The 12,413-nt window shown below is 69.5% G+C and carries 13 protein-coding genes and 1 tRNA gene; 8 read left to right on the top strand and 6 right to left on the bottom strand.

What is annotated here, in order from left to right:
• Window position 1 precedes the first annotated feature (1 nt).
• Complete coding sequence (locus ELQ94_RS09750) at window positions 2-1,444, bottom strand: LLM class flavin-dependent oxidoreductase (protein WP_127049559.1); 1,443 nt, start codon at window positions 1,442-1,444, stop codon at window positions 2-4.
• A gap of 281 nt (window positions 1,445-1,725) precedes the next feature.
• Here ELQ94_RS09750 and ELQ94_RS09745 point away from each other — a divergent pair, with 281 nt between their 5' ends.
• The 3 genes from ELQ94_RS09745 to ELQ94_RS09735 all read left to right on the top strand — a co-directional run bounded on the left by ELQ94_RS09745 (window position 1,726) and on the right by ELQ94_RS09735 (window position 5,352).
• Window positions 1,726-3,069, top strand: coding sequence for an ABC transporter substrate-binding protein (locus tag ELQ94_RS09745; RefSeq protein ID WP_127049557.1), 1,344 nt, complete (start codon window positions 1,726-1,728; stop codon window positions 3,067-3,069).
• 254 nt (window positions 3,070-3,323) lie between these two features.
• The gene (locus ELQ94_RS09740) at window positions 3,324-4,151 is read left to right on the top strand and encodes a carbohydrate ABC transporter permease (protein WP_127049555.1); all 828 of its coding nucleotides are present in this window, start codon (window positions 3,324-3,326) and stop codon (window positions 4,149-4,151) included.
• 424 nt (window positions 4,152-4,575) lie between these two features.
• Window positions 4,576-5,352 carry a carbohydrate ABC transporter permease gene (locus ELQ94_RS09735; RefSeq protein ID WP_243696949.1) on the top strand — a complete coding sequence of 259 codons (777 nt, stop codon included), beginning with the start codon at window positions 4,576-4,578 and terminating at the stop codon, window positions 5,350-5,352.
• A gap of 80 nt (window positions 5,353-5,432) precedes the next feature.
• Here the strand turns inward: ELQ94_RS09735 and ELQ94_RS09730 are convergent, their stop codons facing one another.
• On the bottom strand, window positions 5,433-6,809 hold the full coding sequence (locus ELQ94_RS09730; protein WP_127049553.1) for a hypothetical protein: 1,377 nt from the start codon (window positions 6,807-6,809) through the stop codon (window positions 5,433-5,435).
• A gap of 89 nt (window positions 6,810-6,898) precedes the next feature.
• The gene (locus ELQ94_RS09725) at window positions 6,899-8,245 is read right to left on the bottom strand and encodes a hypothetical protein (RefSeq protein WP_127049551.1); all 1,347 of its coding nucleotides are present in this window, start codon (window positions 8,243-8,245) and stop codon (window positions 6,899-6,901) included.
• A gap of 147 nt (window positions 8,246-8,392) precedes the next feature.
• Between ELQ94_RS09725 and ELQ94_RS09720 the strand changes: the two genes are divergently transcribed.
• Window positions 8,393-8,465: transfer RNA gene (locus tag ELQ94_RS09720), tRNA-Arg, on the top strand.
• Between the two features lie 150 nt (window positions 8,466-8,615).
• On the opposite strand, the gene ELQ94_RS09715 is transcribed toward ELQ94_RS09720, so the two are convergent.
• From ELQ94_RS09715 to ELQ94_RS09705, 3 genes are all read right to left on the bottom strand, one after another.
• Entirely contained in the window at window positions 8,616-8,876 is a 261-nt protein-coding gene (locus ELQ94_RS09715) for a Txe/YoeB family addiction module toxin (protein ID WP_127049549.1), read from the bottom strand.
• Window positions 8,873-9,124 (bottom strand): type II toxin-antitoxin system Phd/YefM family antitoxin, encoded by a 252-nt coding sequence (locus ELQ94_RS09710; protein WP_127049547.1) that lies wholly within the window; start codon window positions 9,122-9,124, stop codon window positions 8,873-8,875. The genes ELQ94_RS09715 and ELQ94_RS09710 overlap by 4 nt, the downstream gene beginning before the upstream one ends.
• Window positions 9,125-9,213: 89 nt before the next feature.
• A complete protein-coding gene (locus ELQ94_RS09705; RefSeq protein ID WP_127049545.1) occupies window positions 9,214-9,870 on the bottom strand; it encodes a GntR family transcriptional regulator in 657 nt (218 codons plus the stop codon).
• A 126-nt stretch (window positions 9,871-9,996) separates the two neighbouring features.
• On the opposite strand from ELQ94_RS09705, the gene thrC reads away from it, so the two are divergent.
• Genes thrC through ELQ94_RS09685 form a run of 4 tightly spaced genes read left to right on the top strand, consistent with a single transcriptional unit; the run spans window position 9,997 to window position 12,380 of the window.
• Complete coding sequence (gene thrC / locus ELQ94_RS09700) at window positions 9,997-11,421, top strand: threonine synthase (RefSeq protein WP_127049543.1); 1,425 nt, start codon at window positions 9,997-9,999, stop codon at window positions 11,419-11,421.
• A 51-nt stretch (window positions 11,422-11,472) separates the two neighbouring features.
• Window positions 11,473-11,718 carry a ribbon-helix-helix domain-containing protein gene (locus tag ELQ94_RS09695; protein WP_127049541.1) on the top strand — a complete coding sequence of 82 codons (246 nt, stop codon included), beginning with the start codon at window positions 11,473-11,475 and terminating at the stop codon, window positions 11,716-11,718.
• Entirely contained in the window at window positions 11,715-12,032 is a 318-nt protein-coding gene (locus ELQ94_RS09690) for a type II toxin-antitoxin system RelE/ParE family toxin (protein ID WP_127049539.1), read from the top strand. The genes ELQ94_RS09695 and ELQ94_RS09690 overlap by 4 nt, the downstream gene beginning before the upstream one ends.
• Window positions 12,033-12,077: 45 nt before the next feature.
• A complete protein-coding gene (locus tag ELQ94_RS09685) occupies window positions 12,078-12,380 on the top strand; it encodes a chorismate mutase (RefSeq protein WP_127049537.1) in 303 nt (100 codons plus the stop codon).
• The last annotated feature ends 33 nt before the right edge of the window (window positions 12,381-12,413 follow it).

Raw genomic sequence — 12,413 nt, 5'->3', positions numbered from 1 at the left:
GTCAGGCTCCTTGGGTCTCGAGCGAAGCGGTGAAGAGGGACGGTGCGGTGTCGTCGGCCACGCTCGGACGGTCGACGTACGCGCCGCGGTAGGCGTGAGCGGGGTGCCACTCCGGCACGACGGGCGAGTCCGACCCGTTGAGGCGGCTGCGCAGCGTGCCCTCCGGGTACTCGTCCCACACGCGGCCGCGGCGGCGCAGCTCCGGGATGAGAAGCTCCACGACGTCCTCGAACGTGCCGGGGGTGACGGCGTAGGCGAGGTTGAAGCCGTCGATCCCGCCCACCTCGATCCACCGCTCGAGCTCGTCGGCGACGGTCGTCGGGCTTCCGACGATGACCGGACCGATGCCGCCGATGCCCACGTAGTGCGCGATGTCGCGCGGCGTCCACTCGCGCTCCGGGTCGTACTGGGTGAAGATCGCGAGCGCCGATCGCGCGGCGTCCGTGTCCACGTAGGTGAGCGGAACGTCGGGGTCGTACTGCGAGAGGTCGAGTCCCGACCATCCGCCGTAGAGGGCGAGCGCGCCGTCGAGGCTCACGTACGGCCGGTAGTCGTCGTATTTCGCCTGCGCCTCCGCGTCCGTCTCCGCGACGATCACGGTTGCGAGCGTCAGGATCTTGACGCTGTCGCGCGGCCGGCCGATCCGCTCGGCGCGGTCACGGATGTCGTCCGTGATGCGACGCGTCAGCTCGGGCTTCAGGCCGTTGATGAAGATCGCCTCGCCGTGCTTCGCCGCGAACTCACGACCACGGGAGGAGGCGCCCGCCTGGAAGATCACGGGTGTGCGCTGCGGGCTCGGCTCGGAGAGATGCACGCCGGGCACACGGAAGTACTCGCCGTCGTGCGCGATCGGGTGGACCTTCGTGGGGTCCGTGTAGACGCCGCGCTCGCGGTCCTTCACGACGGCGTCGTCCTCCCACGAGCCCTCCCACAGCTTGTAGGTCACGTCGAGGAACTCGTCGCCGATGCCGTAGCGGTCGTCGTGGCCGATCTGCTTGTCGAGGCCGAGGTTCTTCGCCGCCGAATCGAGGTAGGAGGTGACGACGTTCCAGCCCACCCGGCCCTGCGTGAAGTGGTCGAGCGTCGAGAACCGACGGGCGAGTGCGTACGGCAGCTCGTAGGTGGAGGCGACCGTGACGCCGAAGCCGATGTTCTCCGTGGCGTGCGCCATCGCGGAGACCTGCACGATCGGGTCTCCCACGGGGATCTGCGCCGAGTCCTCGAGCGCCGAGGCAGCCGAGTGGCGGTACACGTCGTACACGCCCACGACGTCCGCGATGAAGAGAGCGTCGAAGGTACCCCGCTCGAGGAGCTTCGCGAGGTCCACCCAGTAGTCGAGCGAGTTGTAGCGGTGGGCCTGGTTGTCCGGGTGCTTCCAGAGGCCGGGCGCCTGGTGGGTGACGCAGCTCATGTCGAACGCGTTGAGGATGATGCGCGATGCCATCTCGCTGTCTCCTGTCGGTGAGTTCTCGGGGGTCGCCGCGTGCTCCGGCGGGACGGTCGGTCGGCTCCCGGAGGAGCCATCCCGGCCGAAGCTACCGGCGGGCCGCACCGCTCGGGAAGGCCGTCCGACACACGGCGACACGTTGGGCGACACAGTTCGTCACACCGTGTCGTCGTCTTACGCGGCCCCTTCCGTGATGCTCCGCGCATCCCTACATTTCGATGAACCGCTGCACATCGGCGGCGATCCGAACCGTTCCCCACAGCTCCCGAGGAGACCCCATGACCACGACTCGATCCCCGTTCGCCCCCCGCGCTCGCCGCGCGGCGGTCGTCGCCGGAGCAGCCGCCGTCGCGATGGTGCTCTCGGCCTGCGCGGGCGGTGCGGCTGGCGCAGACGACGCCGACGGCGACTTCACCGGCGAGGAACTCTCCGTCCTCCTCATCTCGTCGCACGAGGGTGCGTCCGAATGGCTGAAGACCGAGTTCGAGAAGGAGACGGGCGCGATCATCAACCCGGTCATCGTGCCGTACGACGAGATCGGATCGAAGCTCGCGCTCGACCAGCAGTCGGGCGCGAACACGATCGACGTCGCCGCGCCCTGGTACACCTCGCTCGGCGACCTCGCCGCGGACGGCGCTATCCAGGACCTCACCGAGTGGGTCGACGGCAACGACGCGATCGACGTCGACGACTTCATCCCCTCCATCTGGGAGCCCTACAGCCAGGTGGACGGGAAGACCTACGGGCTGCCCTTCGACGGTGACACGCACGTCCTCTTCTACAACAAGGAGATCCTGGCGCGGAACGGTTTCGACGCCCCGCCGACCACCTGGGACGAGTACCTCGAGCAGACGAAGACGATCACCGAGAACGAGAGCGCCGACGGCGTCTACGGCGCCGCGGTCTTCGGGCAGAAGTCGCCGCTCATCCTCGGAGCGAGCTTCGCCAACCGGCTCGCGGGCTACGGCGGCGAGTTCCTCGACGAGGACGGGAAGCCCACGATCAACACTCCGGAGGCCGTCGCCGCGGCGCAGGCCCTCGTGGACGTGAACGACTACGCCCTGCCGACGCCAGCCGAGACCGACTTCGGCGCGGGCAACAGCGCCTGGTTCGCCGGCAAGGTGGGCTTCATCGAGAACTGGACCGACCTGGGTGTGCGCTCGCAGGATCCGGAGAGCGGTTCGGAGGTCGTCGACCAGTGGGGCGTCACGCTGCTGCCCACGGGTGGCGACAACACGGAGTCGCGCGCCTCGCTCGTCGCCGGTTTCAGCTGGGTGATCGCCGCCAACACGCAGAAGACGGCGCTCGCGCAGAAGTTCGTCGAGTGGGCCTCGTCGTCCGAGGTGAACGCGGCCCTGCTCACCGAGCTGCCGCCGACCGGCATCGACCCGAACCGCGTCTCGTCCCTCGAGGACCCGACCTACGGCGAGGAGTTCCCCGAGATCCAGGAGGCGAACCGCGCGACGCTCGACGGCGCCCTCGCGTGGCCCACCGGCGAGAACGCCACGGAGGCCGCGCAGGTGCTCACGGACGAGCTCGCGAAGCTGCTCGCCGGCGAGGGCGGATCCGCGCAGGACACCCTCGACCGTGTCCAAGCCGAGTGGGAAGACCTCCTCGAGTGACCGAGTCGCCCCGTTCCCTCGCCGAGCCCGCGGCCGCGTCTCCGGACGCCGCCGCGGGCTCGCCCGGTGCGTCCTCGGGACCTTCTCCCTCGGTCCCTGAGCCTTTCGACCCGTCGACCCTTCGGCAGGCTCAGGGCAAGCCAAGCTCAGGGACTGATCGGCCACGTCAGGGACGCGACGCCCGCGCCGTCCGGGGGAACGGCCGACCCCACCCTCGCACCACGTGGACGCGGCGCGTCTTCGTCGCCCCCGCCGTGCTCGCCCTCGTGGTGCTCGGCGGCTACCCGCTCGTGTTCATCGTGCTCGCCGCGTTCACGGAGTCGAGCCTGGGGCGTCCGTTCCAGGAGTTCGTCGGCACGGCCACGTTCGAGACGGTGCTCGCCGACGCGGACGTCACCGCCTCGCTCGTGCGCGGTGTCGTCTACGCGGTGCTCGTCGCCGTCGCGAGCGTCGCGCTCGGCGTCGCGACGGCCGTCGCGCTGTGGCGCTCGGTGCGCGCGGGGGCGGTGATCCGCACCCTGCTGCTCCTCCCGATGATCACCCCGCCCGTCGTGGTCGGCATCCTCTGGAAGCTCGTCTTCAACCCGTCCGGCGGTCTCGTCGACACCGTTCTGGGGGCCGTGGTCCCGGGTGGGGCGACCTTCTCCGTGCTCTCGGACCCGGTGCTCGCGTTCCTCGGCGTCGCGCTCGCCGACGTGTGGGAGTGGACTCCGCTCATCGTGCTCCTCGTGTTCGCCGCCCTCATCGGGCAGGACGTCGAGATCGCGGAGGCCGCGGCGCTCGACGGAGCCCACGGGTTCCGTCTGTTCCGGAGCATCACGTTCCCGGCGATCGCCGCGACGGTCGGCGCCGCTTTCCTCATCCGCCTGGTGCTCGCGTTCAAGGTCTTCGACCTCGTCTACATCCTCACGTCGGGCGGCCCCGGCCAGTCGACGACGATGCCCGCGTACATCATCTGGCAGGCGGCGCTCCAACAGTTCGACGTGGGCCGCGCTGCCGCGATCACGCTGCTCCTCGCCGTCGTCGTCACGCTCGTGACCCTCCCCGTCGTCGCCCTCACCCGGAGGCTCCACCATGACTGACCCGCACCCCCAGACCCGTGAGGCGTCACAATCTGTTGCCTCCGACGCCCGTTCGGCAACAGATTCCGATACCTCGGCGTTCGACACCTCAGCTCGCTCGGCGTCAGCACCCACCGCAACACCACCCACCGCAACACCACCCACCGCAACACCACTCTCCGCAACTCCACTCTCCGCCGAAGTGCGGACTTCCGCTCTTCCTTCCCGCGAAGTGCGGACATTCGTCGCCCGATCGGGTTCGGAGGGGGCGAAAGTCCGCACTTCGCGGGAGGGTGGGCCGGGGGAGTCCGCGCGGCCCTGGCGGCCTGCGCGGCTTGCACGGCCCGGGCGGCTCGACGGCAGACGAAGTGGGAGTGGACAGAGGGAGATCGGACGGCCTGGAAGCGGACTGCGAGCGACGCGGTCGTGGGGGGCCGGGCTGTGGGTGGGGCTCGCGCTCGCCGCGGCGCTCGTGCCGATCGCGTACCTCGTGTCGGTGTCGCTCATGACGCAGGGGCAGGTATCGGCGGGGCTCCTCGTGCCGTCGTCGCCGGCGTGGGGCAACTGGGCGGCCGCCTTCACGGAGACGGGGCTGCCGCGCGCGGTGCTCAACTCCGTCGTCGCGTCGCTCGGCGGAGCGGCACTCACCCTCGCCTTCGCGCTGCCCGCCGCGTGGGCGATGGCCCGCCACCGCACCGGCGGACGGACCCTCGCGGGTCTCGTGCTGAGTCCGTGGCTGCTGCCGCCGATCGTCGCGATCGTGCCGCTCTTCACGCTCCTGCGCGTGCTCGGGCTCAACAACACGCTCGCGGGGCTCACCCTCGTCTACGCGCTCACGAACACGGCGGTCGCGATCTGGCTGCTCGAGGGATTCGTGCGGAGGCTGCCGGTGGAACTCGACGAGGCCGCGCAGCTCGACGGTGCGGGGGAGTGGCGGGTGCTCGTGAGCGTGGTCACCCCGCTGCTCACGCCCGCGCTCGTGGCGGTCGGCGTGATCGTGGCGGTGCTCAACTACAACGAATTCCTCTTCGCGACCTTCCTCACCCAGGGGCCGGACGCGCAGACCGTCCCCGTGATCCTGTCCCTCATGCTCGGCGAGCGCGTCCAGGACTTCGGCAAGATCGCGGCCGCGTCCCTCATGGGCGTCGTCCCGGTCTTCGCCGCCGCCGTCTTCCTGCAGCGCTGGCTCGTCGCGGGCCTCACCGCAGGCTCCCTCAAGTAACCGAGGGGGCTACTCCCGAGCGAGGGCGCCACTTCTACCTAGCGCCCTCGGTGCCGGAGTGGCGCCCTCGGCGAGGGTGCCTATTCGGACACGAACGGCGGGTCGAGCCGCCATCCGGCGAGCAGCACGAGTTCGCGGTTCGCCGTGCGCCGCCTCCGGTAGCTCCATACGATGCCGACGGTTCCGGCCGTCAGGACGGCCCCTCCCACGAGCACGAACGTCGCGGCCACGACGGGTCCGGTCTCGTCTTCGGTGAAGAACAGCACGAGTCCGACGAGGAAGGCGAGTCCGCCGAGCGTAGAGCCGGCGAAACCCAGCGCGCGCGCCAGCCGTGTGCCTGGCGCCGGTTCCCCCCAGGCCGCGAGGAGCGGAGCGGCGAGACCGCGTTGCCGCTGCCCGTCGTCGCGCGTGGCGAGCCACTCGTGGGCGGTTCGCTGCTTGTGACGCACCTGGGCGTCCGCCGCGGCGCACCACGCCATGTAGAGGACGACGCCGAGGAGTCCGGGCCCGACGATCGCGAGCGAGGCCAGGTCGTTGTCGTCGCCGAGGAGGGAGCCGCGCGCGTTCTCCGCGACGACCGCGATCACGAGAGCGACCCCGGAGAGGAGCGCCGCGACGACGATCAGGAGGATGAGGACGGGGCGGATCGTTCGGAAGGGGGCCGGTCGGGACGCCAGGAACCTCGTGGCGTCGGCATCGTCCTCCTCCCACCGTCGTTCGAGCTCCTCGGCCTCGCGCTGAGACATCCGCGGACGGTCCGGAAGCGGGACACCGGCGCCGGCGGGGATCGGAGGCGCGGCGGGGTCCGGGTCGCGGCGCACCGGTGCTCCGCTCGCATCGAGCTGGTTCGCCCGTCCGGCCTCACCGTCGGCCGTGGGAACCGTCGACCGTGCCCCGATCATGGTCTGCAGTTCCTCGACCAGCAGTCGCTTACCCACCTCGGACTTCCCGCCCGTCTCGGAGAGCGTGTCGGCGAGGGCGGCCTGCTGACCGCTGAGTCCGTCGGCGCGGACCGGGTCGGCGATGGGTGCGGCCTCGACGAGGCGGAGCAGTTCGTCGATCTCGCCGCCGACCAGACCCTTCATCGGGCGGCCTGCGACGAGTACGCGAGCGCTCGGGCCGTCCGTCGAGTAGAAGCGGTAGGTGAGATAGCCGGCGCCGTTGCCCGTCGAGAGCACACGGACCACTCGCGTGATCGAGGAGAGCGCCACCGTGCGCCCGGCGAGAGACACCGTTCCGGAGCCCGGGTCCCAGGCGACGGGTCGGTACATGATCACGGTGAGGCCGAGGATCAGGGCGAGGAGCAGCGCGATCGAGAGCGCGACACCCACCGGGTACGGCACCTCGCCGTCGGTGATCCGCGTGAGCGGCGCGCCCAGCAGGAATCCGCCGATGACGCACACGATGACGATGAAGCGCAGGCTGCGGATCGCAGGGTGTCGTCCGATTCGGGTCATGACGGTGGCGTCCTCCGGTGGGCGGAACGGGTTCGCCCCAGCCTAGAGGCGGCCGCGGGTCGGGTTCGATCGGTGCGTCGAGTCGGGGCTCAGTCGCGAACGTCGGGCAGGGACATCCGCCGGCCCGCCAGCCGCACGAGTTCGCGGTTGCTCATGCGCCGTTTTCGCGTCGTCCACATGAGGCCGGCGATCGAGGCCGCCAACACCACGGCGCCGACACCGGCCATCACTGCGGCGGCTCCCGCATCGAGGGTGTCGGGGTACCCGAGCAGGACGATGCCGACGAGGACCGCGAGTGCGGAGAGGCTCGCAACCAGCACGCCGAGAGCCCGCGCGGTGCGCGTGCCGGGTGCCGGTTCCAGCCATCCTCCGAGGAGCGGCGTGGCGAGGCCGCGCTCGCGTTCCTCGGGGCCGCGGGTCTCCTGCCAGGCGACCGCCCGTGACTGGAGACGTCGCACCTGGACGTCGGCCGCAGCGCACCAGCAGAGGAACGCGAGAATCCCGACCACCGCGGCACCGGCGAACACCACGATGAGGGTGTCGCTCAGATCGGTGTCGATCAGTGCGCCGGCGACGGCCTGGATGACGAGCATGATCGCGAGGGCCGCGGGCGAGAGGATCCCGGACGCGAGGGTCAGCCAGGAAAAGAACCGACGCGCCCCCGTCGGCACGGGGTGGGCTCGGACGTAGGCGGCGGCATCGTCGTCGTCCTCGTGCCACAGGCGCTCGAGCCGAGCGAGCTCGCGGCCCGAGATCGTGGGTCGCGCAGCGGTGTCCGGACCGGACGAGGACGGAGCGAGCGGGTCGCGGGGGAGCACATCACGCGCGCCGATGGCATCGGCCGACCCCGTCGCGGTCGCGCCTCGCGGATCGAGTGCGCGGTCGAGCTCGCGGAGCAGCAGGCGCTTCCCGACGGCGGAGCGCCCTCCCGACTCGGAGAGCTCGTCGACGAGCACGTTCTGCTCGTCGGTGAGATCCTCGACGGGCGCCGGCTCGGCGATCGGCGCGGCCTCCACGAGGCGACGGAGATCGTCGAGCCCCTCGCGATCGAGCCCCTTCAACGGCCGACCCGCAACGAGGATGCGTACGCTCGGCCCCTCCGTGGAGACGAAACGGTAGCTCAGATAGACGTTGGTGGTGGCACCCGTCGACAGGGTGCGCTCCACCCGGGTGATCGATGCGAGCGGCACCGTGTGCCTCCCGAACGAGACGGTTCCCGCCCGCTCGTCCCAGACGAGCGATCGGTAGAGCAGTCCCGCGATCCCGTAGACGAGACCGAAGAACGCCGCCGCCGACACGAGCACCGCGAGCTCGTACGCGATGGCACCGTCCGTCATGCGGGAGACGGCGGAACCGAACGCGAGGCCGAAGATCGCGCTCACGACGCTCGTGAGCCGGGCGGCGCCGATCACAGGATTGCGGCCGATTCGCGTCATCGTGCCTCCCGCCCCGTTCACCGTCGACCGGACCAGCCTAGGGCGCATCCCCTGACCGGAAATCACCCCGATTGGCGCACCCTGCCGTGCGCCTGATAGTCTCTACCTCGGTCTGCGGGCGGGAAATCGCCTCGACAGCCGAAAACTGCGCCCGTAGCTCAACGGATAGAGCATCTGACTACGGATCAGAAGGTTGGGGGTTCGAATCCCTCCGGGCGCACTCTGTCAGCTACACAGTTGTCAGCCTCCGGCTGATGCGTGCGGCTGACGCAGGATCTGGTTGAGACAGAATGAGACGGCCCGCGAAAGCGGGCCGTTTTCGTTTGTGCCGGTGGGCTTCTGTCCGATGTGGTCCGCGGCGGGCACGTCTTCAGTAGTGGTCGCGCGCCTGCAGGATGACGATGTGCGTCTCGGTGACGAAGTAGACGAGCCGATGGGCGTCGTCGATCCGGCGTGACCATGCGCCCGAGAGGACGTGCCTGAGTGGTTCGGGCTTGCCGATTCCCGAGAACGGATCGCGCAGGACATCGGTGACCAGGGTGTTGATCCGTTTCAGGGTCCTGCGATCCTGGGTCTGCCAAGACGTGTAGTCGTCCCAGCCGTGGGCGTCGAACGCCAGGTCGCGCGTCACGCGTCGTGGAGACCGTGCTGCTCGAACTCACCGCGGCGAGCGCGGTCGATCGACTCGAGGAGGCGCTCGGCGCCGGCCGCGTTGCGCAGCAGGTAGGCGGTCTCGGTGAGTGCGTCGTAATCGTCTTTGGACATCAACACCGCGTTGCCGTGCTTGGAGATGACCTCGACAGCGGTGTGATCTTGGTTGACCTGTTGGATCAACCCGAAGAGCCCTTTGCGAGCGTCCGTTGCTGTGATGGCGGTCATCGCCTGTCCTCACGTCGAGTGGTACTGGATATCGTACCACTGCCGAGAGTGAGCGCGCCGGGTTCCCACAGGCTCTCGGCGGGGAGGGTCTACTCGCTCCCCGCCGCATCGGGGAGGCTGTGCCAGGTGTCGAATGCGACGCGCATCGCGCCCTCGACGTCACCGGCTTCCGACAGCTCGATGAGCCGCTCGTGCATACGCAACGATTCGGCGCCGTCGTCCGACCGGAAGCGGAGCAGCTCGGCGCGGCGGACCACCGGGCCGAAGGTGTCGAGGACCGACTGCAGCGCCCTGTTCCGGGACGCCTTGACGGGCACGGCGTGCAGCTCGTCGTCGGCCTGGAGCGCCTCGGTCGCGTTCCCCTCCGCGAGCGCCTTCTCGAACCGCCGATTGGCGGTGCGCATACGTTCGAGTTCCGCGTCGGAGAGCTTTCCGACCGTCTCGCGCACGGCGAGTTCGTGCATGGAGGCCACGACGTCCCGCGCCTCCTGCAGCATCCGGGAGTCGATCGCACTGACGGTGGTCGAGCGGCCGGGCTGCGTGACGACGAGTCCGCTCGACCCGAGCCGCAGGAGCGCCTCGCGCACGGGGGTTCTACTGACCCCGAGCCACTCGGCGAGGGAAGCGTCCTTCAGCTGCTCGCCCGGCTCGAAGGTCCCGTCGACGATCGCATCGCGGAGCTTCTGGTAGACATCGTCGCGCAGGAGCGTGCGGTCGGCGAGGGGCGCGCTCTGGGGAATGGGCATTCAATATATTGCGCACAGCCTGCGACCCAGACCAAACCCGAATCCCGGTTCCGCCGTCACCGCCCTTACGTAGAATGGGAGCGACCACCGATCGACCATCGACGGAAGCGACCGAGGCAACCCATCGTGCAGTTCATCTCCACCCGCGGCGGCTCGCTCGGGCAGTACACCGACGTTCTCATCGAGGGCCTCGCCCCGAACGGCGGTCTCGCCGTCCCCGCCGAGATGCCGCGCATCGACGCCGCCGAACTCGAGCGCTGGCGCTCGCTCGACTACATCGGCCTCGCCACCGAGGTCCTCGGCCTCTTCGCGACCGACATCCCCCGCGCCGACCTCGAGCGCCTCTGCGACGCCGCCTACGGCGCCGGCCGGTTCTCGAGCCCCGAGGTGGTGCCCCTCAGCGACATCGGCGAGGGGCTCACCCTCGTCGGCCTGTCCGATGGTCCGACCCTCGCCTTCAAGGACCTCGCCATGCAGTTCCTCGGGGGCGCGCTCGAATACGTCCTGACGAACCGGGACAGTGTCCTCAACGTGCTGGGAGCGACCTCCGGCGACACGGGATCGGCCGCCGAGCACGCGGTCCGCGGGCGCGAGCGCATCGCGATCTTCATGCTCTCGCCCGAGGGTCGCATGAGCGAGTACCAGCGGGCCCAGATGTACTCCCTGCACGACGACAACGTGCACAACATCGTCGTGGACGGCGTCTTCGACGAGTGCCAGGACCTCGTCAAGCGGCTCTCCGAGGACATCGAGTTCAAGCGCACGCACCACCTGGGTGCCATGAACTCCATCAACTTCGGCCGTATCTCCGCGCAGGTCGCCTACTACGTGTGGGCGTGGCTCCGCGCCACCGATGAGGTCGCAGAGTCCGAGCGTGCGGAGTTCGAGGTGTCGTTCGCGGTGCCGTCCGGCAACTTCGGCAACATCCTCTCCGGCCAGTACGCGCGGCTCATGGGTGTGCCGATCCGCCGGCTCGTGCTCGCGGTCAACGAGAACAACGTGCTCGACGATTTCTTCCGCACCGGCATCTACCGCCCGCGGTCGGCCGAGCACACCTTCGCCACGTCGAGCCCCTCGATGGACGTCTCCCGCGCATCGAATCTCGAGCGTTTCATCTTCGAGCTGCTCGGACGGGATGCGGAGCGCACGGCCGCCGCGTGGGAGGAGCTGCGCACCACAGGGCAGATCGACCTCTCCGCCGAGCGGCACCGCTTCGAGTCCGAGTTCGGAATCGTGAGCGGCACGAGCACCCACGACAACCGGATCGCCACCATCCGCGAGTTCTCCGACGCTGTCGCCGTCGTGCTCGACCCCCACACCGCGGACGGAGTGAAGGTCGCGCGGGAGTACGTCGAGGCCGACGTCCCGATGCTCGTCCTCGAGACCGCGAAGTCGCCCAAGTTCGCCAATACGATCGCTGAGGCCCTCGGGTCGACCGCGCCGGTCGACCCCGCGACGCGTGCGCTCCTCGACGCCCCGCAGCGCCTGACGGAGATGCCGAACGACGAGGCCCCGCTCCGCGCCTACATCGGCGAGCACGCCCTGCGCTGACGGGCCAGAAGACGATGGCAAAGATTGGCATATCCGGCGTACCATGGGATCATGGCCACAATGAACGTCTCTCTTCCGGATGGGCTCAAGGATTTCGTCGAGTTGCAGGTCGGCGAGCGTGGGTACGGCACGAGCAGTGAGTACGTCCGGGATCTCATCCGCAGGGATCAGGCGCGCACCCAGGTGCGCGGCTTCATCGTCGACGGAATGACGTCCGGTCCCGGGCCGGACCTCGACAGCCAATACTTCGACGGACTGCGCTCGCGGATCCGTGGGTCCGAAGCCGACATCGCGTGACGCGCCGTGTCGTCTCGACGCGGCGCGCCCACCTCGACATCGATGAGGCGGTCACCCACTACCTCGATGAGGGTGCGCAAACTGTGGCCCTCGATTTCATCGACGCCGTTCAGGACACGATCGAGCTTCTCGCTGCCCACCCGTCTCTGGGCTCGACCCGGTTCGCGGTCGAGACGGGGATAGCCGAGCTCAGGAGCGTCGCCCTACGGCGCTTCCCGTACATCGTCTTCTATACCGACGATGATGATGCTGTCCGCGTCCACCGGGTGCTGCATTCGCGACGGGACATTCCCGCTGAGTTGCACGACCTCTGACGCGGCCTTCCGGCAGGCGACATCCGTCTCGGTAGGCTCGGCGTCATGACGGACCGGGGAATCGACGACGTGCGTGCCGAGATCGACGCGGTTGACCGCGACATCGTGCGGCTGATCGCGCAACGGCAGCGCAGCGTCGTCGAGGCGGGCCTGATGAAGGTCGATCGGCATGCGGTTCGGGCGCCCGGTCGCGTGGAGCAGGTTGTCGATAAGGTTCGAACCCTCGCAGACGAGGCGGGGGCCGACCCGGAGGTCGTCGAACGCACGTATCGGGCCATGATCGGCGCCTTCATCGACCTGGAACTGTCCGTTCACGAGCGGCGTGCACCGTCGCGCGGCGACGAGTAGGCAATGATCGCGCCGCGCCGCGGCGGTGCTGAA

Source organism: Labedella endophytica, from assembly GCF_003990045.1.
Taxonomy (GTDB): Bacteria; Actinomycetota; Actinomycetes; order Actinomycetales; family Microbacteriaceae; genus Labedella; species Labedella endophytica.
Note: the sequence above shows the minus strand (reverse complement) of the source record. Positions and strands in the feature narration are given on the sequence as shown.

Excerpts from the sequence above, each read along its gene's own strand:
- ELQ94_RS09685 (WP_127049537.1), top strand. The coding sequence starts at position 12,078 with ATGACGGACCGGGGAATCGACGACGTGCGTGCCGAGATCGACGCGGTT.
- ELQ94_RS09745 (WP_127049557.1), top strand. The coding sequence starts at position 1,726 with ATGACCACGACTCGATCCCCGTTCGCCCCCCGCGCTCGCCGCGCGGCG.
- ELQ94_RS09730 (WP_127049553.1), bottom strand. The coding sequence starts at position 6,809 with ATGACCCGAATCGGACGACACCCTGCGATCCGCAGCCTGCGCTTCATC.
- ELQ94_RS09750 (WP_127049559.1), bottom strand. The coding sequence starts at position 1,444 with ATGGCATCGCGCATCATCCTCAACGCGTTCGACATGAGCTGCGTCACC.
- ELQ94_RS09710 (WP_127049547.1), bottom strand. The coding sequence starts at position 9,124 with ATGACCGCCATCACAGCAACGGACGCTCGCAAAGGGCTCTTCGGGTTG.
- ELQ94_RS09705 (WP_127049545.1), bottom strand. The coding sequence starts at position 9,870 with ATGCCCATTCCCCAGAGCGCGCCCCTCGCCGACCGCACGCTCCTGCGC.
- ELQ94_RS09695 (WP_127049541.1), top strand. The coding sequence starts at position 11,473 with ATGGCCACAATGAACGTCTCTCTTCCGGATGGGCTCAAGGATTTCGTC.
- ELQ94_RS09725 (WP_127049551.1), bottom strand. The coding sequence starts at position 8,245 with ATGACGCGAATCGGCCGCAATCCTGTGATCGGCGCCGCCCGGCTCACG.